This is a genomic window from Mesorhizobium sp. M0062, from assembly GCF_040323125.1.
Classification (GTDB): domain Bacteria; phylum Pseudomonadota; class Alphaproteobacteria; order Rhizobiales; family Rhizobiaceae; genus Mesorhizobium.
On sequence record NZ_JAMYUO010000006.1, the window covers coordinates 114,621 to 137,990 of the forward strand.

Here is a 23,370-nt window from a genome sequence, read left to right on the forward strand (position 1 = left end):
TCCTGCGGTCAGGCTTTCTTAGTGTCCGGCTTGGCGCCGAGTTTGGGGAAGAACTGCATGATACCGCCGATGCAGGCGAGGTAAAGTCCGGTGATGGTGATGCCGACCTTGGTAAAGACGCCGACCTGTTCGCCCAAAACGCCGATCTGGTCGTAGAAGGCGGCAAGGGCCGCCTGCGCCAGCGCCAGCGCACCGAAAGCACACCAGAGCAGCGTCATGCCAAGATTAATTGGCCGCAGCCGCACCACCCGCACGGGATGAATGAAGTTGATCGGCACGAAGGTGAGGATGCCGGCCGCCACGACGACGCCGAAGGACACCCACTGTCCCGGCTCGATGACGAACAGCGTGAACACGACCATGTTCCAGACCACCGGAAAGCCTTTGAAGAAGTTCTCCTTCGTCTTCATTCCGGTGTCGGCATAATAGATGGCGCTGGACACCACGATGATGGCCGCCGACAGGAAAGACAGCCCTTCGCCCATGAAGCCGCGCTGGTAGAGCGCGAAGGCGGGGATCAGCACATAGGTGACATAGTCGATGATGTTGTCGAGGAGTTCGCCCGACCAGGTCGGCAGGATCTCCTTGACCTCAAGCTTGCGCGCGATCGGCCCGTCTATGCCGTCGACGAACAGCGCCAGCCCCAGCCACCAGAACATCGCCGTCCAGCGTTGCTCGCTTGCCGCCACCAGAGACAGGAAGGCCAGGAACGAGCCAGACGCGGTCAACAGATGCACCGAGAATGCCCGCGCCTGCGGCCAGGTGACCTTTTTCTTCGGCCTGGGTATCCGGTCGGTGATCTTTTTGGCGGCATTCCTGGCGGTTGTGTTCTTGCTCACGAGCCCCGCCAATCCAGTTTGCAGATTTCGGCCGAGCGGCCGGCAAAGTTCCAGTTGTGGCCGAACGCCCGCATCTTGCTTTTGTCGGACCTGGCCACGATGATCTCCGGCGCGATCCAGTATTCCGAGTTGCCGATCACGGTATCCTTCTCGCGATCCTTGCCGGGAATCGGTGTGACCGCCCCGTCGATGATCTTCGGTATCTGGAAAATACGGGTCTTGTCACGCGTCTCGTAGGTGATCGGCACCTGCTCGACACCGAGGAACTTGCCGACAAGGATCGACAACAGCGAGGTTGTTCCGCCGGCCTTCCCGGTGAAGATCCTGGTCAGCGCTTTCACCGCGTAGACGGAGGCGCGCTTGTCGATGAACAGGCCTGCGGTCCAGTTGCCGCGGCTCATAAAGCCGGGGATTTCCATGACCAGACCGAGATTGAGGCCGGACAGGTCGACCTCGCCGAAATGGCCTGCGTCGATGCGGAAGCCCGCCCAGGTCTGACAATAACCCTCCGTCGGCGGATGGCTGCCAAGCGACAGCACGCAAGGACAAAAAACCGTGCAATTGCAGGAGAGTACGAGCTCTCCTTTCATTGCCCAGCCTTGCTCTGCCATGGAATTCTCCCCCGTCATGCCGAGACTACTAGCAGGGCGACTACCCAGACAAGCAGTATCGCACCGGCCACTCGGGTTGGAAGGCTGCCGGTGGTCTGTTTTTCGATCAAGGTGAACAGGCCGATCAGCGCCATCCAGAACACGTTCATCGCGCCGACGGCAAACATCACCAGCATCAGCGCCCAGCAGCAGCCGAGGCACCACAGGCCCTGCTTCAGCCCTAGCCGGAAGATGCCACCCGGCTCCGCGCTCCAGTTGGAAAACAGTGTCGAGAACGGGTTCCGGCATTTTGTCAGGCAGGCCTGCTTGAGGCTGCTGAACTGGTAGAGGCCGGCAACCAGCAGCGCGGCCGCCGCGGCAAGGCCGCTCACCGGATCGAGCAATCGAGCGGAGGACGTAAATGCGTGGACGAGCAACGTCAGCACCGCGAAGCCGATAGAGGCGACAAGCCATGTCGAGAGGTAGCCGGCAGCCAGGACCAGCGGATGGGCCACCGGCTCGCCCTTGATGCGGGCGGTGTCGGCGATTTCACAATAGGTACGGATCATCGGCGCCGCCGACGGCAGCATCGTCGCCACGGCCATCAAAAACCACATCACGATCAGCGCCAGAACCGGTGCGCCGCCGGCATCAAGTGGTGCGGGCGTCAGGCACATGCCGAAGAAGCGGTCGAGGACATCCGGCAGCGGCAGTTGCGGCAGATATCGCAGGACCACATCGCCTGGTACGCCGGGGAGCCGGGCTTCGGCGCCGCGGATCGCCATGGCGCCGAGAATGAACCAGGCGAGCAGAATGCCGCCGGCGATGGCGATGTTGACCGTCAGGCGGGGGCTGCGGGCCAGGCTTGCCGTGGCGCGGCCGGCGCGGTCGAGATGGCTGAAATCGTCCTGCTGGCCGGTCATGACAACCGAATGAGCCTAATCGCCGCGTTGATCAAGCCGCATGGTCTGACCTATATCCATGGGTAGACACCTGCATCGCAAACTGGAAGTCCAATTTGGATCATCGCGAGACAGCACGGATACTGGTAGCCGGCAGCGGCCCTGCCGGACTGATCGCGGCGCTCGGTTTCGCCGAGGCGGGCTTTCCGGTAACCCTGGTCGGACCCGAAGCAGGCGGGCCCGATGGCCGGACCACGGCGCTGATGAACCCTGCTCTCAAGGTTCTCGATCGGCTGGGCGTGCTGGCCGAACTTGCGCCGAAGGCCGCGCCGCTGAAGGTCATGCGCATCGTTGATGCGACCAGCCGGCTGATCCGCAGCCCGGTGGTGACTTTTCGCGCCATGGAGATCGGCGAGGAGCAGTTCGGGCTCAACCTGCCCAATAGTGCGCTGAACCCGACGCTGGCCAAGTCCGTCGCGGCCCATCCCGGCATCGAATGGCTGACGTCGATGGTCGAGAGTTGGCGTCTGGACGCCGATCAGGCGCATGCCGTCTTGACTGATGGTCGCGAAGTCTCGGCCGCGCTTGCGGTCGCTGCCGATGGGCGCCTGTCGCCGGCGCGCGAGGCGGCAGGCATAGTGGCCTCGGTGCGATCCTACCGCCAAGCGGCGCTGGTGCTGAATTTTGGCCATCGCAGCGAACACGGCTTCACCTCGACCGAGTTCCACACAGAGACCGGGCCGTTCACCCAGGTGCCGCTGCCCGGCAACCGCTCCAGCCTCGTCTGGGTGGTGAAACCGGAGGCGGCGAAGGACCTCGCCGCACTCGATGACGCGACGCTTTCCGAGCGTGTCGAGCAGCAGATGCAGTCGATGCTGGGCCGGGTGTCGGTCGAGCCCGGCCGACAAATTTACCCGCTTTCAGCGGCATCACCGGGGCGCTTCGCGCAAAACCGTGTGGCGCTGGTCGGCGAGGCTGCACATGTGTTCCCGCCGATCGGGGCCCAAGGTCTAAACCTCGGCATCAGGGACGTCGAGGATCTGATTGGAATCGCACGCGAAAATCGCGGCGACCCTGGCGCCGCAAGGGCTTTGGCCGCCTATGATTCCAGGCGCCGTCCCGACATTCTGGCGCGTTCGGGCGCGGTCAACCTGCTTAACATGTCGTTGCTGTCGGACATGTTGCCGGCGCAGATGGCACGCAGCGCCGGCCTCAATGTGCTCGGCAGTTTCGCGCCGCTGCGCGCCTTTTTCATGCGCGAAGGCTTGAGGCCGGGCAGCGGCTTTGCGGCGCTTACCGGCGGTTCAGGGAAACAGGTCCGGCGGTAAGATGCCGTGGCGGATCATGTAGAGCAGCCCGGTCACCGTCAGCACCGAGAGGCAGGTGGTGATCAGCACGCTGGCCGACGCGCGTTGCACCCAGACGCCATATTGCTGGGCGATGACGAAGACGTTGGTTGCGGTCGGTAATGCCGCCAAAAGCACGGCTGAAAAAACCCAGATTTCGGAAAAGTTCCCGATCCAGCTCAGCACGACGTAGCAGAGCGATGGATGCAGGATCAGCTTCAGCGCCGCGATCGACGCCAACTCATGCGGCACGCGGTTGAGGGGCCGGAGCGCAAGCGTCACGCCCATGGCAAACAGGGCGCAAGGGGCGGCCGCCCGAGACAGATATTCGAGCAGGCGATCGACCGGCTGCGGTGGGTGAAAGCCGAGATAGGCGGCGCCGACGCCAAGCGCGGTCGCGATGATGAACGGGTGCAGGACGATTTTCCTGACTACGCCGAGGATGAGCCGCCACGGCGATGTCTTGTCGTCGCCCGACAGCGCCATCATCATCGGCGCGATGGCGAAATGCATGATATTTTCGAAGCAGAAGATCAGCGCAACGGGGACCGCCGCTTGTTCGCCGAAGGCGAGCAGCGCCAGCCCCGGCCCCATATAGCCGATATTGCCGTAGGCCGCGGCCAGCGCCTTGATCGTCGACTGGGCGATCTCGCCGCGCGACGCCGTCACCGACCATACGAACATGATCGAGAAGATCGTGTAGGTGGAAAATACCGAGCCGAAGATGAAGCGCCATTCGGTCAACTGTTCGAACGGCGTGCGGGCCAGCAATTGGAAGAACAGGGCAGGAAGCGCGACATAGACGATGAAGGTGTTCATCCAGCCAAGCGCCTCCAGCGGCTGCCTGGTTATGCGCGCGACCAGAAAGCCGATGAAAATCAGCCCGAAGAACGGAATAACAAGACCGACAATGTCAGACATTTTTGCCCTGGCCCGAAACCCCGGGACCGGGCTAGCCCGTAGCTTCATCGGGCGTCAAGCGCTTCGGCATTGAACTGACACGCCATCTGCGCCAAATAAAGCCTGATCCCAGACCTAAGTCGGGCTCGATTGTTGGCCACGGTGTGTGTAAATTCAAAGTCTTAGAGCGCTCTTCGCACATTCGAGGGGACGCCGGGCGCTCTAGAGGCTTAGTGGTGAGTATGATGAAAACGGCCAAATTTTCGATCGGACAGGTGGTTCGTCATCGGCTGTTTCCGTTCCGCGGCATCATTTTCGATGTCGATCCGCAATTCGCCAACACCGACGAATGGTACGAAGCCATCCCGGCCGACGTGCGGCCGCGCAAGGACCAGCCGTTCTACCATCTGCTCGCCGAGAATTCGGAAACCGAATACATCGCCTATGTCTCCGAGCAGAACCTGCTCGAGGATCAATCGGGCGAACCGGTCCGGCATCCACAGATCGGCGAGATGTTCGACAAGCGGCCCGACGGACGCTATGAGCCAAAACGCCAGTCGAGACACTGACATCACCTTGCATCGACGTGACGACAACAAAAAAGCGGGGCATGACCCCGCTTTTTGTCGCTCCGGTATCTGTCCCGGCGATTAGTTGGCGGCTTTGGCCTTGGCCTGCTCGTCCTTGAGCTTCTTGGCGAAGTCCTGGTTGTTCTTGACGACGAAATCCTGAAGTTTTTTCTGCCGATCCTCGATGTCCGACTGCTGCAGCGGCGCGCCGTCAAAGGCGCCGCTGAAGCCGGTCAAGGCAACCTTGATGGGATTTGGCTGACTTTGGAAGTTGATCGAGGTCAGCGTGATCGCCTGTCCCTTCTTGAAGGACGCGACGAGCGCGTCGGTCAGCGGCACTTCGGCAACGCAACGGTCGGCGAAGCAAATGACATAATCCAGCTTCGTCGCCTTGCCGGCGTCTATCTGCAGGGCGATGCCGGGGGGCACCAGGCGACCTGGGGGAACCGTGACCTGGAAGACCTTGCGGTTTACCTTGCCCTTCAACTCGATTAGGCTAACCCCGGTGACGAACTGGCCGTTGCCGGCAGTGATGATGTTCTGGACATTGCAGATGTCGACATCTTCCTGCTTGGTGCAGGCCTTGAACCAACCCTGCGGAATCTGTTGCTGTGCCGAAGCGGTGGGAAGTCCGGCGCCCAGAAAGCCGACCACGCCCGCGGCCATGACCGAAAGGCGGTATGCGTTGCTGTTCAGGCTCGTCATGTCGTGCATTTCCTCTCAAATGATCCCGGGACCGGCTTCTTCGCGCCGTGTGGTCCTGCTACCTGTTGCCGAATTGAGGCAACAGAATGACTTCGGAGCGCGTGTTACACTGCATGAGCAGCCGAATCCAGCCCGCCGCCTGCAATTCTTGGCCGCGCAATTTGGGTCGTGCGATTTGGGTTGATGTATCTGGCCGGAGCGCCGCGGCGCCATGTTAGGGTGCACTCCGAATCATCAAGCCGCCCAGTAAGGAGACGGTCATGGGCCGCATTCTTGTTTGGCTGATCGCCGCAATTTCGTTCTTCGCCTTTGCACCCGGCGTGGCGATGTCGGAACCGAAACATGCCATCGCCATGCAGGGCGAGCCGGCGCTGCCAGCCGACTACCAGCATTTCGACTACGTCAATCCCGATGCGCCCAAGGGCGGCAACATCACTTACTGCGTCGTCGGCAGCTTCGACAATCTGAACCCGTTCATCCTGAAGAGCCTGCGCACCACGGCGCGCGGCATGCAGGACCTCATTTTCGGCAATCTCGTCTTCGAGCCGTTGATGATGCGCAACTACGACGAGGCCTTCAGCCTCTATGGCCTGCTCGCAGACACAGCCGATATGGATCCCGAGCGCAAGTCGATCGAGTTCCATCTCAACCCAAATGCAAAGTGGTCCGACGGCGAGCCGGTGACGCCGGATGACGTGCTGTTCACCTACGATGTCTTCACCGACAAGGGCCGCCCGCCCTACAGGGACCGCATGAGCCTGATCGCCAAGCTCGAAAAGACCGGCGATCACAGCGTGCGCTTCACCTTCAACGACAAGGCCAATCGCGAGACCCCCTTGATCATCGCACTGACGCCGATCATCCCAAAGCACGCCTTCAACAAGGATACCTTCGACAAGACGACGCTGAAGCCGGTGATCGGCAGCGGTCCCTATACCATCGACAAGGTGCAGCCGGGACAGCGCATCGTCTTCAAGCGCAATCCGAATTACTGGGGCAAGGACATCCCTTCCAAGCGCGGCTTCGACAATTACGACCAGATCACCATCGAGTACTTCCTCAACGCCAATGCCAAGACGGAAGCGTTCAAGAAAGGCATCTGCGCCATTTACGATGAGGGCGATCCGGTCAAGCGCGAGCGCGATATCGATTTTCCCGCCTTCCATCGCGGCGAGGTGATCGCCGAGACCTTCGACACCGGCATACCGCCCGTGGTGACCGGCTTCCTGTTCAACACGCGACTGGAGAAGTTTTCCAATCCGGAGGTGCGGCGCGCGCTCGGCATGCTCTACGACTTCGAATGGGCCAACAAGAACCTGTTCGGCGGCAAGTACACGCGCACGATGAGCTACTGGCAAAACTCCGAACTTTCCGCGCTCGGCCATCCCGCCAGCGACAGGGAAAAGGCGCTGCTGGCGCCCTACCCCGGCCGCGTGCCGGCCGATGTCATGGACGGCAGCTGGCGCCCGCCGGTGAATGACGGCACCGGCCAGGACCGCAAGGTACTGAAGCTGGCGTTCGACCTGCTGAAGAGCCAGGGCTACGCCGTTAGGGACGGCGTCCTGCTGGATCCCAAGGGAAACCCGTTCGGTTTCGAGATCCTGACGGCCTCGCAGGACGAGGAACGCTTTGCCGCCATCTATCAGCGCTCGCTGGAAAAGATCGGCATCGCGGTGACCATCCGCAGCCTCGAAGCCGACCAGATCCAGTCGCGCAAGCAGCGTTTCGACTTTGAGGTTCTTGTCGGGTCGAGCGGGTTCAGCAACTCGCTGTCTCCCGGTATGGAGCAGAACCTTCGCTGGGGTTCTTCAGAGGCCAAAAGAGAAGGTTCATTCAATCTGGCCGGCGTCGCCGATCCGGCGGTCGACGCGGCGATCGACGCGATGCTGAGAGCACGGACCAAGGAAGACTATGTCGCCGCCGTGCGCGTGCTCGACCGATTGCTGATCTCCGGCAATTACATGGTGCCGATGCAGTACAACGCGCAGCAATGGCTCGCTTACTGGAATTACCTGGATCATCCCAAAAAGACACCCATATTCGGTTATCAATGGCCGACATGGTGGCGCAAGCCGAACTGAGCGTAGCCGAGATCATGCTCGGTAAAACGCTCGGCTGCAGGAGATCAAGATGAGCGATGACAATTCCATTACGGTCGACGTGGTTTCCGACGTCGTCTGCCCCTGGTGCTTCGTCGGCCAGAAGCGGCTGGATAAAGCGATTGCCGCTGCCGGCGACGTTGAGGTTCATGTGCGCTGGCGGCCGTTCCAGCTCGACCCGACCATCCCGCTCGAGGGCAAGGACCGGCGCGAATACATGCTGGCCAAATTCGGCAGCGACGAGCGCATCCGTCAGATGCATGCCCGCATAGAGCCGCTCGGCGAAGCCGAAGGCATCGATTTCGCTTTCGACGCCATCAAGGTCGCCGCCAACACGCTGGACGCGCATCGTGTCATCCGCTGGGCCGGTGCCGCCGGTGAAGCCGTGCAGAACCGGCTCGTGCGCCGGCTGTTCCAGCTGTATTTCGAGGAAGGCGGCAATATTGGCGACCACGCCGTGCTGGTCGATGCCGCCCGCGAGGCAGGCATGGACGCTGCCGTGGTCGAAACGCTCCTGCCGACCGATGCCGACGTCGAGGAGGTGCGCACAGAAATCGCCACGGCATCGCGGATGGGGATCACCGGCGTGCCGTGCTTCCTGCTCGAAGGCAAATACGCCGTCATGGGCGCGCAGGACGCCGACACGCTGACTGATGCCATCCGCCAGGTCGCGGCTGCAAAGGCCAAGGGCGAGCTGGAAAAGGCCGGCTGACCGAAGTTATTTCACCGTCACCTTGGCTTTGCTGAGGAAGAAGCCATGCCCGTTGCTGCCCGTGCAGGTCAGTCCCTTGGTTGACGACTGGCAGGTAAACGGCCCTTTGCTCCAGCTGTTGCCATAGGCCAGCTTCGCGACATCGCTGCAGCAGCCCTGCTCTCCCGGATTCTTGATCAATGTCGCCGGGCCGTTCGGCCCAAGGATCACGGTGACGTAGCTGGGCTCGACGCGCGAACAGCTCAGTTCCGGACCGCCATCCTGTGGCTCGTAGGTGCTGGTGCCGCCCTTCGGCGTGTAGATGCAGCCGATGTTGCCGGACGGCCCATTGAACTCGATTTGCCCTTCGGCGCTTGCCGCAATGGTCTGGCTGCCGGCATGCGCCAGAGGCAGCCAGGCAAGGAACGACAGGATTGCGGGAGCGGCGGCGCGTGCAAGCATGGAGAGCTTCCTTGTTCAAGAACCGGATATGCTGGGTGCCGACAGTGCCCGGCAAGGTTCATTCCAGCGCGCACGATTGTCAAACGGCGTTAAGCTGCAGCTAAAAAGCGCGTGCGGACGCATGAACAGTCGCTGTGCAGGGCGATCTTGCGTGCCCGACATGATGGCCTGTGAGATGATTCGCGCAGCCTTGGAGCGATCACCGATGGCAGTTTTTCGACCGATCCGGTTAGCGCGCACCAGGAAAACCGGCTGATGGGCAAGGCTTTTTGGTCACAAAGCCGTGTATGAGCCTTCCCTCAGGGAATATTTCCGCACATCTGAGCGTTCTCGCAAAGCACTGAAATGAAGGGGATATTTGGCCTGGAAACGGCGGCATCCCAGCACCGACTGTTGCCTCATGGCAACGGCGGGTGGGCTGCCTCACATTCGCCGGGATAAAATTCATAGAAAATGATCAATTGGTGTTACTATCCGTAACAAAACTAAGAAAGGTTTGGGCGGGATTGTGATTCGGGTCGACAGACCGCGACGTTCAATATCGGCACTTTGGAACCGCGACGCCCCCGCCGGGCCGTCGCCCCTGACGCCAGTATCGTCGATGCGGACCTTCTGGGGACTGATGCGGGCCTACTGGTTCTCGGACCGGTGGAGGGAAGCCTGGGCTCTCACCGTCGTCCTCGCACTCATCATAGCCCTGTCGAGCAAGGCGGACGTCTGGTTTACCGTGTTGGCGGGCGAACTGGCAGCCTCAATCGCTTTTTTTCACGACGCCGCGAATACCACGCCCCTTGAATCGGTGCTTACCAATGCCGGCCTGCTTGTCCTGCTGGTCGTGTTCAAGGACATGGGAATCATAGGCGCCTGCAAATTTGTATCGGCGACATTGCATCGCAAATGGCGCGCCTGGTTGAACGCGCGTTTCAATGCGGCGCTGCTCGATACCAACCATACGCACTACCACGCCCAGAATGGCTCGCCAGATGCGCCAGCGCCCGACAACATCGATCAGCGCGTGCAGGAATCCATCAAAGACATGGCGGGCGGCGCCATCGGGCTTGCCCAAGGTGTGTTCGGCGTCTTCACCTCACTTTATTTTGTCGGCGGCGCTTTGCTGGCGAATTCCGTGGAGGTAAAAGGCCTGGATGCCCTCGGCAGCTATGGCAGCGCCGTCCTCGCTCTGCTGGCGGTTGCCATCTACGTGCCGGTCAATACCTGGATCGCGGTCAAACTCGGCGGAATGCTGGAGTGGCTCAACGTCAGGATGCAGAAGGCCGAAGGCACCTATCGCAGCGAGCTGATCACTTTGTTGCGCCGCAGTTTCCATGTGTCGGCGTCGCAAGGCGAAGACGTGCAAAAGACGATACATGGACGGCTCTATCTCGATATCGATACCACCTGGTCGAAGCTCAACATCGTCAACACCCTCTATGCGGGATTCGAATCGGTCTATAATTTCGTCGGGGCCAAAGTTGTCGCCTACGGACCTGGTCTGGTGCCGTTCATCCACAACGGCGTCGACCTCAAGGGCTACATAACCGGTTCCGAGCAGGTCAACGCGCTGATCAGCAAATGTTCCTGGTTCATCCATGTCATGCCGAGTCTCGCCACCTTGCGGGCCAACAGCCAGCGCGTCATCGAGTTGGCGCACGCCATTGAGAACGTCCAACAGCCGCAGGAATTCTACAGCCAGACCGGCCGTTCCGACTTCCACTATGCCAGCCAGAACCCGGTCTTCGGCCTGACCATCCAGAAGCTTGAACTGGCGCATCAGGGTGAAGACGCCACGCCGTTCCTGAGCGCAGCCAATCTGCGCTTTCGGCGCGGCGAGTGGGCATTCCTCAAGGGCGAATCCGGCTGCGGCAAGACTTCGCTGATCAAGGCGATCAACGGCTTGTGGCCTTATGGCCGCGGCACCATCGTCTTCCCTGACGGTGTGAGGAGCTTCTATGCCGCCCAGGAGGTCAAGCTGCAGCAGGTGTCGCTGAAGCAGCTGGTGTGCCTGCCCGGCTCCGAGGACGACTATGGCGATGCGCAGGTCGCGGCAGCCCTGCACAAGGCCGGCCTTGGCGATTTCATCGAACACATGGCCGATGAAAGCCGCGAGGGAAAGATCTGGGACCAGCTGCTGTCCGGCGGCCAGAAGCAGAAGCTGGTGGTGGCCCGCATCGTGCTGCAGCAACCGGGACTGCTGTTCCTCGACGAAGCGACCGGCGCGCTCGATCCGGATGGCAAGATCGCCTTCCACCAGGCCATCAAGGACAACTGTCCCGATGTCACGGTGATCAGCATCATGCATGAGGCGGTGGCGCCACGCTCGGCCTCGGGCGAGGAATTCTACCACAGCGTGGTCGCGATCGCCGACGGCGTCGCCACCAAGAGGCCGCTTGTTCCGAACCTTCCGCGCGAGCTCACCACCATCCTTACGCAGCCGCGGCCGGTCGAGGACAAATGGATGCGTTTTTCACGCCGGCTGAAGCAGAAATAGCAGCCACGCCGAAGCGCGTTCCGCCACTGGCGGCGGGGCACTCGCTCCCTCCCCCTTCAATAATCATCACAGTCTCGCGATTGGGCGGCTCCCGGCTGTTTTCCGCCACCCCCGCGATTGACTCGCCAAGATGCGCTCCTATGTTGCGCCCGCTCGCTGAATTCCAACTCGAACCCGCGAGCAGAAAGGTCACCGCGCCATGCCTGGCGACAGTAGTCGAACGCAACCGCCGTCCGCCTCGATGTGACCTCTAACGGCTCACGTCCCGCCGGACGGCAAGGAGTGAGCCATGAACGAATTTACCCCCGTCGTAGCAAGCGACGATGCCGTCGCTATCGCGCGTATCCTTGCCAATGATCACGTCGCCGATGTCGTCGAGGCCCTGAACCGGGAATCTCGCGATACCGCGATAGAACTGCTTTGCGAAATGCCGTTCGAGCGGCTGGTCGAGATCTTCGACCAGCCTGAACTCGACGGCGCCTCCGATCTGGCCGAGGCGCTGCCGCGCGCCAAAGCGTGCAAGCTCCTGACCGCCATGTCGGTCGACCGCGCCGCCGATATCCTGCGCGAACTGGACGAACCGGCGAGCTCCGAGCTGCTCGGCGGGTTGGTCCCGCCGCTGCGGGCAACGCTGCTTTCCATTCTCGGCTATCCCGAAGGCAGCGCCGCCTCGATCATGACGACCGAATTCGTCAGCGTGCCGTCGGACTGGTCCGTCGGGCGCACGCTCGACTACATCCGCAAGGTGGAGCGGACGCGGGAGACCGTCTACGCCATCTACATCGTCGATCCAGACACGCATGTGCTGGTGCGCTCGACCGGCCTGCGCCGGCTGATCACCGGCGAGCCGGACGATCCGATCCTGTCGGTGGCGCCGGATCGCGCCCCGGTGACGGTGACGCCGCTGACCGATCGCGAGACACTGGCGCAGACGATCTCCAAATATGACCTGCTCGCGGTTCCCGTCGTCGACCACGGCAAGATCCTCGGCATCGTCACCATCGACGACATCATCGACATCATGATCGAGGAGACGACCGAGGACGCGCACCGTTTCGGCGGCATGGAGGCGCTCGACGAGCCCTACATGAAGATGAGCTTTCTCGCGATGATCAAGAAGCGCGGCGGCTGGCTGTGCGCGCTGTTCATCTCGGAGATGCTGACCGCCAACGCCATGCAAAGCTATGAAGGCGAACTGGAGAAGGCGATCGTGCTCACTCTGTTCATTCCGCTGATCATGAGCTCGGGCGGCAATTCCGGTTCGCAGGCGACCTCGCTCGTCATTCGCGCGCTGGCGCTGCGCGAGATCGGCCTTCGTGACTGGTGGCGGGTGGCGTTGCGCGAATTGCCAACCGGCCTGGTACTCGGCGCCATGCTTGGCGTGGTCGGCATCTGCCGCATCGCGCTCTGGCAGTATATGGGCTTCTACGATTATGGGCCGCATTGGCCGCTGATCGCGGCGACCGTGGGGGCAGCCCTTGTCGGTATCGTCACCTTCGGCTCGCTGTCGGGGTCGATGCTGCCGTTCGCGCTGAAACGGATCGGCTTCGATCCGGCGAGCGCCTCGGCGCCGTTCGTCGCCACGCTGGTCGATGTCACCGGCCTGGTGATCTATTTCTCGGTGGCGCTGGTCATCCTGCGCGGCACTTTGTTGTAATAAGCTTCAGGCCTCCCATCGCGGTGGCACAGCGGCTGCCATGGGGGGTTCTTCAAGATCGAGCGCGCGGGCGTCAATCGACCCGCACGCCGTTCTTCACGCGGTAGGTGGGCTTGTACATGGTGACCAGTTCCTCCGCTGCCGTCGGGTGGACGGCCATGGTGCGGTCGAAATCATCCTTGGTGACGCCGGCCTTCAGCGGAATGCCGAGCAACTGCGCCATCTCGCCGGCGTCCGGCCCGAGGATGTGCGCGCCGAGCACTTTTCGCGTGGCGCCATCGACCACCAGCTTCGTCAGCATCCTTTCGTCGCGGCCCGACAGCGTGTGCCGCATCGGCCGGAATGTGGCGCGGTAGATTTCGATATCGGCGTAGCGCTTGACGGCATCGTCCTCGGACAGCCCGACGGTGCCGATCTCCGGCTGTGAGAAGACGGCGGTCGGAATGGTGTCGTGGTCGGGCGCGGTCGGATTGCCCTTGAATGCGGTCTCGATGAAACACATGGCCTCGTGGATCGCCACCGGCGTCAACTGCACGCGGTTGGTGACGTCGCCGATCGCCCAGATGTTGTCGATGTTGGTGCGGGAATATTCGTCGACAACGATGGCGCCGGTTATGCCGAGCTCGATACCGACGCCTTCCAGGCCCATATTCTCGGTGTTTGGGAGGCGGCCGATGGCGAGCATGACCTGGTCGATCGTCAGTACCTTGCCGCCGGTGACCAACGCATCCAGCCTGCCGTCCGGCCGTTTGCGGACCCATTCCGACACGGCGTGGCAGAGGATCTTGATCCCCTTCTTTTCCATGGTTTCGTGCAGCATGTGCCGCAGGTCCATGTCGAAGCGTGACAGTATCTCCTTGCCGCGATAGACCAGCGTGGTGTCGACGCCCAAGCCATGGAAGATATTGGCGAATTCGACGGCGATGTAGCCTCCGCCCTCGATCATGATCGCCTTCGGCAGTTGCTTGAGGTCGAAAACCTCATTGGAAAAGATGCAATGCTCGTGACCGGGCAGCGCCGGGTGCGGCGCCGGCCGGCCGCCGGTGGCGATCAGGATCTGGTCGGCGGTGACGGTGCGGTCATCGCCCAGGAGATGCACGACATGCGGGTCGACCAGCATGGCGCGCGAGTGGAACGTCTCGCCGCCGGCGCCTTTCACGTTCTTTTCGTAGATCGCTTCCAGACGGGCAATCTCGCGGTCCTTGTTGGCGACCAGCGTCGGCCAGTCGAAGCTCGCCTCCGGCACCGTCCAGCCATAGCCGGCGGCGTCGGCAAAATGCTCGGGAAATTGCGAGGCATAGACATAGAGTTTTTTCGGCACGCAGCCACGGATGACGCAGGTGCCGCCATAGCGGTATTCCTCCGCGATGCCGACACGCTTGCCGAGCGCTGCCGCCACGCGCGCCGCTCTCACCCCGCCGGAGCCGCCGCCGATGACGAAGAGATCGTAGTCGTAACCGGCCATGCTGCTGTTCCTTGCCTCAGGAAATGTTTGCGACAGGTAGGCCGCATGAAGCCAAAAGAAAAGCCCGGTTTCCACCGAGCTTTCTGGTCCAGCGGCAAGGATGCCGGTGGCGAAATCAGACGTCTTAGTTCTTCGGCGCTTCCGGCTGGTCACCGTCTGCGGGCGCATCGCCGTCGGCAGGTGCAGCGCCATCGGCGGGGGCAGTTGCGTTATCCGGCGCAGGCGCGGCCGGAGCAGCGGCCTTCGCGGCTGCTGCCAGCGTTTCGCCGACCTGCTGGGCGAGATCGCGCGCCAGGCCGTTCTGCCAGATGTCGGCGGCCTTGACCAGTTCGCGCGTCACGTTGGGGCCGTTGTCGAGCAGCTTCTTGCCGGCATCGGAATTGTAGAAGGCGGCGATGTCGGTGAGATCCTTCTCGGAGAACACCTTGGCATAGGCGAGCGCTGCTTCCTTCTCCAGATCGGCACGGCGCGAGGCCAGCGCCAGTGCCTTCTCGCTGACGGTCTTGCCGATCAGCTCCTGCATATCAGGGTTCTTCTGGATGAGCTGCTGCTCGAGCGAGGCCGCTGCTTGCGGCAGGATGTTGTCGAACGAGTCGGTCGCGTGGATTGCCGTGACCGCCGCCCGTGCCGCCTTCAGATGCGATTCCGTGATCTCCTGCGAGAACGCCGGGGAAGAGAAGGCGAAAACGGCCGAAGCCGCCAGAACGGCGCAAAGATTGCGAACCCGGTTATGCAACATCATGATCGGTAGAACTCCCTGGTTTTCGGGCGGCATGGACGGTTTGGATGCCGTCGCCGCCGGCGATGATGGCCGCTGACGCCAGCCCGATGAAAAGACCATGCTCGACCACACCAGGAATGGCATGGAGAGCATTCGAAAGCGCTCTTGTATCCGGAATGCGGCCAAAAGATGCATCGAGGATAAAATGGCCGCCGTCTGTAACAAAAGGCTGGCCCCCCGTCATCCTCAATGTAACCGGGCCGGAAAGGCCGAGACTTTTGGCCGCTGCCGCGACCGCGATTTCGGTCGCGCGCAGGCCGAACCGGTTGACTTCGATCGGCAAGGGAAACCGGCCAAGGGTGTCGACCATCTTCGAGCGATCGGCAATGACGATCATGCGCTGAGATGCCGCCGCGACGATCTTCTCGCGCAAAAGCGCGCCGCCGCCGCCCTTGATCAGCGTCAGCGCCGCGTCGATCTCGTCGGCGCCGTCGACGGTGAGGTCGAGCTCGGGCGTTTCCTCAAGCGTCGACAGCGGCACGCCAAGTTCGCGGCAAAGGGCTGCAGTGCGCTCCGACGTCGGCACGCCGATGACGGACAAGCCGGTGGCGATCTTTTCGGCCAGCAGCCGCACGAATTCGTCGGCCGTCGTCCCGGTGCCGATGCCGATGCGCATGCCGTCGCTGACATGGGCAAGGGCAGCCCGCGCGGCCTCGACTTTCAACTGCCTCGCATTCATGCTCACCCCGGGGGTTTGGCTTGGTTCTGATTTTTCTGGATGCGCGCTCCTAGCACTTTTGCCCGCAGGGTCAAAGACTTTGGCTCCCACCGGCTTGCCTGAAAGAAGCGCAGCCGCTATCGCCTGCCTGCAATGCATCAGCCACAGGATAGGCCATGACCCAACCGATCATCGTGTTCGACCTCGACGGGACGCTGATCGACACGGCGCCGGATCTGCTCGACAGCCTCAATCACAGCCTTGCCGCCAGCGAGCTTGCCGCTGTCGACGAGGCCGGCTTCCGGCGTTTTGTCGGCCAGGGCGGACGGGTGATGATCGAGCGCGCGCATACCGCGCAGCAGAAGTCGCTGGCGGTGGAGGAGCACGACCGGCTGCTCAAGCTGTTCCTCGACCACTACACGCTCAACATCCCCGGCAAGTCGCGCCCCTACCCCGGCGTGGTCGAGGCGATCGCCCGCTTCGAGAAGGCCGGCTACCTGCTTGCCATCTGCACCAACAAATATGAGGCGAATTCGAAAGCGCTGATCGGGGCGCTCGGCCTGACAAAGCATTTCGCCGCGATCGCCGGCCAGGACACGTTCGCCTTCCGCAAGCCCGACCCGCGCCATCTCACCGAAACCATCAGGCTCGCCGGCGGTGACCCGCACCATGCGCTGATGGTCGGCGATTCGCAGACCGACATCGACACGGCCAAGGCCGCCGGCATTCCGGTGGTCGCCGTCGATTTCGGCTACACCGACCGCCATGTCAGAGAATTCGAGCCGTCGGCGGTGATTTCGCATTTCGACGCGCTGACGCTCGACCTGGCGGAACGGCTGATTGCAGCTGCGGCCGGCTGAGCGAAACGGGCGATTGCGCGGCAGCGCCTGTCCTCGGCTATTTCAGGCACAGAAGGCCGGCGCATCTCCTTGACTTCACGACCCTGCCTCCCTTATATCGCGGCTCGCTTGGCCTTCGGGCAACGAGCGGGCGATTAGCTCAGCGGGAGAGCACACCCTTCACACGGGTGGGGTCGCAGGTTCAATCCCTGCATCGCCCACCATCCAATCTGCTTGGAATCCCTAGATAATTTACTCAGCCGCCATCGAGTGAGCGCCAGTCATTGGCGCGCAAACCGAAAACCCTCCGGCATGGCGTCATACCGGCCCCACCCGTTCCACCGGTTAGCCGGTCCGGATAGTGGTCCCGCTTGCCCACGCGGGAAGCCCATTTGCTACCGCCGCTACCAGCTTATTGAGCGCCTTAGCGGCACACTTAAGGCACGCCGGATCATCGGCATGTATGTCTCCGCCGTGCCCGGCCGACGATGACCAATGTGGGTGGCGGTATCCCATTCGGTTACTCCGTTTAACCTCATCATCGAGCACAAATGTGCCGTAAGCTTCACGATAGGCCGGAGCCTCTTCGTCTGAATCTTGCGAGAAACCCGGCGCTTGCCTAGGCAAAAACCTTTGACCCTATTAAACCGGTGCCACCGAGAGCGGCGATTGCGCCTAAGCGGTTCGGGTGACCATGTTTAAGAAGAAAACTGTCTTCATTGTTGGTGCTGGCGCCAGCGCAGAAGTTGATTTGCCGATGGGAGATGCGCTTAAGGGGCGCATCGGCAAGGCGCTGGGCTTTACCTTCCCGGACGGGTTCAATCCGAAAGAAGGAAATTTGGCTGTTTATTGGGCTGTCCAAGAGCATATCAAGAAGCTGGAAATACGAGATTCTAACCCTTGGTGGCGCGCTGGCCGAGCCATCAAAGCCGCCATGCCGCAAGCTATTTCGATTGATAACTTCATGCACACCCATTCCCATGACGAACACATCGTCTTCATGGGCAAACTCGGGATTGCCGTCTGCATCCTAGATGCCGAACGGGCTTCTAGCCTTCGCGGCGACAAAGATCGGGATGGCAAATTGAATTACGACTCAATCAAAGAGAGCTGGCATTCAACCTTCGTCAAAATGCTTTTGGAAAATGCCCAGGCGAAGGCCACTGACACGCTTTTCGACAATGTGAGCTTTATCACCTTCAACTACGACCGGTGTATCGAACTCTATTTGGAAAAGGCCTTACAAAACTACCTGCTCATCTCGGAGCAGGAAGCGCAGAAAGCCGTCAACAAGCTGACCGTCATCCATCCCTACGGTCAGGTCGGCAGGCTACCGTGGCAACCAAACGGCCAGGTTAAATTCGGCGCCGAACCACATTCAACCGAGCTTTTAGAGATTGCCAAACAGATTCGAACCTTCACCGAACGCGTGGAAACGAGGAGATGATGGCCAGAATTCACGGCCTCATCGCAGAGGCCGAACAGGTGATTTATCTTGGGTTTTCGTATGGGACCATGAACCTTGAGCTGCTGACTGTTCCAGAGAAGGGAAAAAAGAAGTCGCTTGTCCTTGGCACCAGCATAGGTATCTCAGACGCGAACGCTTTCTCATCTCCGAGGAAATTCAAACTTCGCTCGGACCAGAGGCGGTGACTTTTGGAAAAATCGATCTCCCTCCGACAACCTGCAATGAGCTTTTGCGTAATTATTGGAGGCCAATCGCGCGGTGACCGAAGTCTCTTGGCACGGTTAAGAAAACGGCGAAATGCCGGCGAGATGAAAAGACGGAGGCTGAACGAAGGTTGATTCCCCAGTTGTGGATGCGATTGACGCAGCCTTATCCGGTATGAGTCAGGAGTCGGTGTCGGCGCCCCAAATCGCACGCCAACAAAAGCTAACAGCTGCAGTCCGCCCCTTCCCCACCAAAATTCTTCTGGGCAAAATTCAAGGCGCTTGAGTAGCTCGTATAGCTCTGGAACTGGCAGACATCGGAGCCGTTGCGCACCTTCATCTGCTCGAGATCCCAGAACGAAACCTCGATGTGGTCGTTGGCGCAATAGACCGTGTATTTTTCAGGCTCCAGCGCGCTGGCTTTCTGCAGCGGCATGGAGACGGCAGGAATGGAAAGCGCTGCAAGTGCAAGCATGACGGCGTGGCGTGTGCGCATGGTAAACCCCCGGAGTGAAACCGGCCCGTATTATCGCCGCTATTTTGAAGCGCTGCATCACGGCTTTTTGACGAACCAGATTTTCTTCCGGCAGCCCGTGCTTTCTGCCGCTGCTATATGCTGATCCAGATCTCCAGCGTGTTGGCGCCGATAACGGGGACTGCCTTTATGGTCACCGCTTGGCCGGCAGCGGTAAGGTCGGCGGCCAGCAGTTCGGCGGCGCGGTGGTCGGCGTCGCTGTCGGGATTGTAGCGAACCTCGTTTTTGCCGGCCGCAGCGGCGACCCGTTCTTCACCAGGGCTTGGAATATTCCAGCCCAAGGCCCGCATCTTGGCGGAGAGCGCCTGGGCGTCCTCGCGTGTCATGCCGGCGAACTGGACGTAAACCGTCTGCGGGCTCCGCTGGATATGCAGCCGGTCCTTCAACGTGTTGAGGGCTTCGCGGTCCTGATCGTCGATGATTGCATGCCCATCGACCTCGGACATATCGAGATCCGCGACGGCGCGGCGCGCGGCGGCAAGCACAGGCAGCCAATCCGGGCGGCTCCACAGGTCGGGCGGAACGCTGAGCAAGGTCTCAAGCACGTTGCTGCGCCCGGCAGGCGTCAGTCCGGTCATGTGTCGGAGGCCGGCCATCTCGACGAGAGCCGCCACGACCTTGCGCCGTTCAGGTGCCGGCAGGTCCGGATTGCCGAGGACGGCAATCAATTCACCGCGCAGCGCATCGCTGGCGCCGTCGGCGCTGTCGAGCAGCTTGACGCGGCCCGCCAACGCGTCTGCCGCGGTTCCATCCGGGCCGGGGTTCTTCACTGAATCCGTCCATTCGATGAGCGTGCCGAAATTCAGACTGGTGCGCTTTTCAAGCTCGGCAACCGGGAGCCGGTATCGCTCGGGATCGAATTCGCCTATTGCGTCGGCTGGAATGAAGAACGCGTCGACGACGAATTCGGGCTCCCTCACCTCTCCCATAACGGCAGCCGGGACGGAAGAAACGGCGAGTTTCCAATAGGCGTAAGGGGCCGGCACGCCGCCGATCGGCTGGTCCGCAGGCCGGAAGACCGGACCGCTGAAAATGATCACCCGGTTGGCCAGTGGATTATGTTGCGTGCCCACCCAGCTTTCGAGCCGCGTCCACCTGAGCCGATAGAATTCACGCGCCTGCGGCATCGTGTTCGGCAAGATACGGGTATATTGCGCCAGTTTGAGCGCTGCCGCGGCCGGATCACCTGCGAATTCGGGACCCCACGCAATGTCATTTGCGCTTGCCAAACGCGCCGGCAGCCAGCTTCGATTTTGGCCAAGATACCAGTTGAGATCCGGCTGCACTGAAGTCGGTTGGCGGACATCGTACCGCAATCCGCTGCCGGTGATCTGGAGGCTCACTCTTTGCGAGCGGTCCAGATTGACCGCTGAATAGATGGCCATGCGGTGACTTCGGCCCATGACCAACGAATAGTTGAAGTAGGCCAGCGGCGCCGACAGGCCGACGTCGCTCGCCAAATCGCCGGTTAGCCTGGGAAATCCGATTTTGGCCTGGATAAAATCGATGTTGTATCCCGTAAGGCCGCTGGGCAAGTTGTCGGTAACTTTGCCGAGCAGCGGTTCGAGTGCACTCTGCAGCGGTGCCGGCAACTGGGCGAGAACGACCTCGCCGCTCCTGACCTGATCAGCCAATTCCACAAGCACGGCCTGCCGCAGACTGGGAGTCAGCTCGTCGATGGCCATTTTTTCAAGTTTGAGCTGTGTGATCACCAGCACGGTCGCCGACCGCAGGGTGCCCTGCATGGCTTGCTGCTCGGCGAGCCTTTTGGCGGCGTCATCGACACTCTTCCGCGCGACGTCAAACGCGGCCTCGGCCTGCTCGCGCGCACTTTTTGTCTCTTTAAGGGCCTCGCTAAGGGCTATGTTGAGCGTCGCGAGCCTGTTCGCTGATTCCTCTGCTTGAAGCAGCGCCTTGTCGGCAATCGAGCGCGCATTGAGAGCTTCGTTTCTCTGGGCATAAGCGAAATAGGTCACTGCTGCGAGTATTATCCCAAGCGCGGCGAACACCAAGGTCAGCAGTGTCTTGCGACGATCGCGCGATTTTCTCTCCGTCTCCGCCTTGGCACTCGCCTTGATGAACTCGGCGATGTCGGGGCCCTGCGACAGCTCCGACGCCTCCTTCAGCGCTTCGCCGCGCAGGAGATAGCCGGCATAGCCGGTGTTCTTCCACTGCCGGGCCTGCGCGGCAACGCGGATGCGAAAGCGCTCGATCAGCTCGTCCGAACTCAGTTCGTCGTCGGATGCGAAGCCGTCGCCGGATACGGCACTGTCCTTGGTCACGACGGCAACCGGTTCGGGAACGGCGATGGCAATGTCCCCCGAATCGGTGATTTCACGCGATGCGGATTCGGAGTCGACCGCGACGGCAATTGGCTCGGCTGTTTCGAGGCCGCCACTGCCTGCGAAGGGCGCTAGACGCGCCGGGCTGACATCGGCGGAGGTGATGCCGGGACGCGTGACCAGTTCGGCAGACCAATAGTCGAGTATACGCTGCGCCGCGCGCCGGTCGGATTCCCGTTCGATAGTACTACCCGCGCGCCGCGCCTGGGCGAGGAAGTCGCGGATGGTTTGTGCATCCGGAATCGCGTTGTCGGCATCAGCGTCCGTCGTCTCGGCGCCGGCCTTGTCGCTGCGCTTCATCGAGGGGTCGACGGCTTCATTGCTGCTGGCGATCCGCATCAGTTCGAGATGCGCGACCCGGATGTCGCTCAGCGAGTCGAAATCCGCATCAGCCGAGGTTGCGGTCTGAGCGTCGGTCGCCGGTTCATCGCTCATGGCCCTAGCTCCTCAATGATCCTGTGCAAAGGCGTGCTGACGCGGACGATCGAGGCACATTCGGTTTTGAGCGCCAGATCGACCTGGACGAAGCGCTGCTGGGCCTCATCCCGATAGGCTTCGAAGGCAAGGATGAAGGCGGGGTCGACGGTCTCGCGCGCCAGCTCGTCGTTGACGTCGGTGGAGTAGCCGGCGAGCGTGGTTCGCCATTTTCCGTTCGGGTCGAGATCGGCGAGAACCTGGACCTTCACTTCCAGATTTCGCCACAGCGGCGAAAACTGGAAAGGCAGCGACTTGTCCGCCGCCGCCCCCCCTTCCACCGGTTCGATCAGATCGGTGAGGTTGGCCAGTTTGTTGTCGATGTCCTGCCAGAGCTTGTGCTCGACTACGCGGGCATAGATGGTCGAAGACAGTACCTTGATCGCGTCATGCGCGGCCTTTATCGCAGGCACGGAAGGCTCGCCGGCTGGAAGTTTGCCGGCTATTGTTTCGAGCCCCGCGGCCAGGATGCCGAAAGGCAAGTTCTTTGCGGTGACGAATATCTGCTGGTTCAGCCGCGAGGGTACGACGCGCAGCACGGTGCGCACATCCAGCAAGGCATCGTAGGCGTCGGCCGATGTGTTGGGGATTGCGCCCTGCAGTTTCGCCGCAGCCTGCCCGAGGTCGTCGAGCCATGCCTGCTCGATGTCGCGAAGCGCCGGCCCAGGGGGCAATACAGTGACCTTGTCGCCGGCGGATGCGCAGAAGAGCCTCAACTGGTTGAGGAATTTGCGCAGGACGCGGACTTGATTCAAATCAGCGCCCATGTCTCGCCCGGCGATCATCAGGGTCTGGAAGCTGCCGATGCCATATTGAAAGCTCTGCAGGCCATCATGCAAGTTCTTGTAGGTCGCAAGAACATCGATCTGGCTGGTGACGGCGGTGAGCCCATCGCCGGCGGCGAGTACGGCCTGAATGTCCTTTGGCTGCTGGTTGACGGCATCGAAGCCGGCAACGGCCGTGTTGACGCGGTCATCGGTGGTCAGGCCCGGCAGTTCGGGCGTCGGTTTCTCGCCCGCGGCAAGTTCATCCAGATAGGCTTTGCATATTGCGGCGCATTGCGGATTTTGCTGAACGACAGTGTCTATCAGCGGCTGCGACAGCTTGTTGGTCAAGGCATAGTCGAGGATGTTGAACCAGACTGTGAGCGCCGCGCCCTGGAAGTTGATGGCGCCAGCGACGATCCCAGCGTCCTTGGTTACCTGCAACCAATCGGGAGGCAATGGGTAGAGATCAGCCAGTTGAAGCCTGAGGTCGAAATAGGCGCTGATCTCTGAACTCCCTGGTGTTTGGTGTGTGGCGTTATAAACCGTCACATCCGAAAAAATTTACATGCCGTAGTCCCAAATCGCCGCGC

Annotated in this window: 22 protein-coding genes and 1 tRNA gene; 11 read left to right on the forward strand and 12 right to left on the reverse strand. The window is 61.4% G+C overall.

Annotation, left to right across the window (positions count from 1 at the left end; translation table 11 throughout):
• Window positions 1–8: 8 nt before the first annotated feature.
• The 3 genes from pcsA to NKJ64_RS09935 are packed head-to-tail and all read right to left on the reverse strand — an operon-like array spanning window position 9 to window position 2,352.
• Complete coding sequence (gene pcsA / locus NKJ64_RS09925) at window positions 9–839, reverse strand: phosphatidylcholine synthase (RefSeq protein WP_023682522.1); 831 nt, start codon at window positions 837–839, stop codon at window positions 9–11.
• Window positions 836–1,450: a DUF1326 domain-containing protein gene (locus NKJ64_RS09930; RefSeq protein WP_352462449.1), complete on the reverse strand. Its 615-nt coding sequence runs from the start codon at window positions 1,448–1,450 to the stop codon at window positions 836–838. Before NKJ64_RS09930 ends, pcsA begins: the two co-directional genes overlap by 4 nt.
• A 14-nt stretch (window positions 1,451–1,464) precedes the next feature.
• Window positions 1,465–2,352 carry a DUF2182 domain-containing protein gene (locus NKJ64_RS09935; RefSeq protein ID WP_023691318.1) on the reverse strand — a complete coding sequence of 296 codons (888 nt, stop codon included), beginning with the start codon at window positions 2,350–2,352 and terminating at the stop codon, window positions 1,465–1,467.
• 95 nt (window positions 2,353–2,447) lie between these two features.
• On the opposite strand from NKJ64_RS09935, the gene NKJ64_RS09940 reads away from it, so the two are divergent.
• On the forward strand, window positions 2,448–3,659 hold the full coding sequence (locus tag NKJ64_RS09940; RefSeq protein WP_023730587.1) for a UbiH/UbiF family hydroxylase: 1,212 nt from the start codon (window positions 2,448–2,450) through the stop codon (window positions 3,657–3,659).
• On the opposite strand, the gene NKJ64_RS09945 is transcribed toward NKJ64_RS09940, so the two are convergent.
• Window positions 3,636–4,598 carry an AEC family transporter gene (locus NKJ64_RS09945; RefSeq protein ID WP_023730586.1) on the reverse strand — a complete coding sequence of 321 codons (963 nt, stop codon included), beginning with the start codon at window positions 4,596–4,598 and terminating at the stop codon, window positions 3,636–3,638. The two genes, NKJ64_RS09940 and NKJ64_RS09945, sit on opposite strands and share 24 nt — an antisense overlap.
• A gap of 224 nt (window positions 4,599–4,822) precedes the next feature.
• Here NKJ64_RS09945 and hspQ point away from each other — a divergent pair, with 224 nt between their 5' ends.
• Window positions 4,823–5,146, forward strand: coding sequence for a heat shock protein HspQ (hspQ, locus tag NKJ64_RS09950; protein ID WP_023668971.1), 324 nt, complete (start codon window positions 4,823–4,825; stop codon window positions 5,144–5,146).
• Window positions 5,147–5,227: 81 nt separating this feature from the next.
• Here hspQ and NKJ64_RS09955 read toward each other — a convergent pair whose 3' ends face one another.
• Complete coding sequence (locus tag NKJ64_RS09955) at window positions 5,228–5,851, reverse strand: invasion associated locus B family protein (RefSeq protein WP_023730585.1); 624 nt, start codon at window positions 5,849–5,851, stop codon at window positions 5,228–5,230.
• Between the two features lie 260 nt (window positions 5,852–6,111).
• Between NKJ64_RS09955 and NKJ64_RS09960 the strand changes: the two genes are divergently transcribed.
• Both NKJ64_RS09960 and NKJ64_RS09965 read left to right on the forward strand, forming a co-directional pair.
• Entirely contained in the window at window positions 6,112–7,932 is a 1,821-nt protein-coding gene (locus NKJ64_RS09960; protein ID WP_352462450.1) for an extracellular solute-binding protein, read from the forward strand.
• A 49-nt stretch (window positions 7,933–7,981) separates the two neighbouring features.
• A complete protein-coding gene (locus NKJ64_RS09965; RefSeq protein ID WP_023730583.1) occupies window positions 7,982–8,662 on the forward strand; it encodes a DsbA family oxidoreductase in 681 nt (226 codons plus the stop codon).
• A 6-nt stretch (window positions 8,663–8,668) separates the two neighbouring features.
• On the opposite strand, the gene NKJ64_RS09970 is transcribed toward NKJ64_RS09965, so the two are convergent.
• The gene (locus tag NKJ64_RS09970; RefSeq protein ID WP_023730582.1) at window positions 8,669–9,103 is read right to left on the reverse strand and encodes a hypothetical protein; all 435 of its coding nucleotides are present in this window, start codon (window positions 9,101–9,103) and stop codon (window positions 8,669–8,671) included.
• A 601-nt stretch (window positions 9,104–9,704) separates the two neighbouring features.
• Here NKJ64_RS09970 and NKJ64_RS09975 point away from each other — a divergent pair.
• Both NKJ64_RS09975 and mgtE read left to right on the forward strand, forming a co-directional pair.
• Window positions 9,705–11,591 carry an ABC transporter ATP-binding protein/permease gene (locus NKJ64_RS09975; protein WP_352462451.1) on the forward strand — a complete coding sequence of 629 codons (1,887 nt, stop codon included), beginning with the start codon at window positions 9,705–9,707 and terminating at the stop codon, window positions 11,589–11,591.
• Window positions 11,592–11,880: 289 nt separating this feature from the next.
• On the forward strand, window positions 11,881–13,248 hold the full coding sequence (gene mgtE, locus NKJ64_RS09980; protein WP_023818901.1) for a magnesium transporter: 1,368 nt from the start codon (window positions 11,881–11,883) through the stop codon (window positions 13,246–13,248).
• Window positions 13,249–13,321: 73 nt separating this feature from the next.
• Here the strand turns inward: mgtE and gor are convergent, their stop codons facing one another.
• The 3 genes from gor to rpiA all read right to left on the reverse strand — a co-directional run bounded on the left by gor (window position 13,322) and on the right by rpiA (window position 16,173).
• Window positions 13,322–14,713, reverse strand: coding sequence for a glutathione-disulfide reductase (gor, locus tag NKJ64_RS09985; protein ID WP_352462453.1), 1,392 nt, complete (start codon window positions 14,711–14,713; stop codon window positions 13,322–13,324).
• 124 nt (window positions 14,714–14,837) lie between these two features.
• Entirely contained in the window at window positions 14,838–15,455 is a 618-nt protein-coding gene (locus NKJ64_RS09990) for a DUF2059 domain-containing protein (protein WP_023668979.1), read from the reverse strand.
• Window positions 15,442–16,173: a ribose-5-phosphate isomerase RpiA gene (gene rpiA / locus NKJ64_RS09995; RefSeq protein WP_352462455.1), complete on the reverse strand. Its 732-nt coding sequence runs from the start codon at window positions 16,171–16,173 to the stop codon at window positions 15,442–15,444. The genes NKJ64_RS09990 and rpiA overlap by 14 nt, the downstream gene beginning before the upstream one ends.
• 155 nt (window positions 16,174–16,328) lie before the next feature.
• Between rpiA and NKJ64_RS10000 the strand changes: the two genes are divergently transcribed.
• From NKJ64_RS10000 to NKJ64_RS10015, 4 genes are all read left to right on the forward strand, one after another.
• A complete protein-coding gene (locus tag NKJ64_RS10000; RefSeq protein ID WP_023825560.1) occupies window positions 16,329–17,012 on the forward strand; it encodes a phosphoglycolate phosphatase in 684 nt (227 codons plus the stop codon).
• 128 nt (window positions 17,013–17,140) lie between these two features.
• Window positions 17,141–17,215, forward strand: a tRNA-Val gene (locus NKJ64_RS10005).
• 470 nt (window positions 17,216–17,685) lie between these two features.
• On the forward strand, window positions 17,686–18,438 hold the full coding sequence (locus NKJ64_RS10010) for a hypothetical protein (RefSeq protein WP_023755265.1): 753 nt from the start codon (window positions 17,686–17,688) through the stop codon (window positions 18,436–18,438).
• The gene (locus tag NKJ64_RS10015; protein ID WP_023755266.1) at window positions 18,435–18,644 is read left to right on the forward strand and encodes a hypothetical protein; all 210 of its coding nucleotides are present in this window, start codon (window positions 18,435–18,437) and stop codon (window positions 18,642–18,644) included. Before NKJ64_RS10010 ends, NKJ64_RS10015 begins: the two co-directional genes overlap by 4 nt.
• Window positions 18,645–18,885: 241 nt before the next feature.
• Here the strand turns inward: NKJ64_RS10015 and NKJ64_RS10020 are convergent, their stop codons facing one another.
• The 3 genes from NKJ64_RS10020 to NKJ64_RS10030 form a co-directional block, all read right to left on the reverse strand.
• Window positions 18,886–19,158, reverse strand: coding sequence for a hypothetical protein (locus NKJ64_RS10020; RefSeq protein ID WP_023730577.1), 273 nt, complete (start codon window positions 19,156–19,158; stop codon window positions 18,886–18,888).
• Window positions 19,159–19,271: 113 nt separating this feature from the next.
• Window positions 19,272–21,974: a DNA/RNA non-specific endonuclease gene (locus tag NKJ64_RS10025; protein WP_352462456.1), complete on the reverse strand. Its 2,703-nt coding sequence runs from the start codon at window positions 21,972–21,974 to the stop codon at window positions 19,272–19,274.
• Complete coding sequence (locus NKJ64_RS10030) at window positions 21,971–22,768, reverse strand: hypothetical protein (RefSeq protein WP_155923873.1); 798 nt, start codon at window positions 22,766–22,768, stop codon at window positions 21,971–21,973. The genes NKJ64_RS10025 and NKJ64_RS10030 overlap by 4 nt, the downstream gene beginning before the upstream one ends.
• Between NKJ64_RS10030 and NKJ64_RS10035 the strand changes: the two genes are divergently transcribed.
• Complete coding sequence (locus NKJ64_RS10035; protein ID WP_155923874.1) at window positions 22,760–23,290, forward strand: hypothetical protein; 531 nt, start codon at window positions 22,760–22,762, stop codon at window positions 23,288–23,290. The two genes, NKJ64_RS10030 and NKJ64_RS10035, sit on opposite strands and share 9 nt — an antisense overlap.
• The last annotated feature ends 80 nt before the right edge of the window (window positions 23,291–23,370 follow it).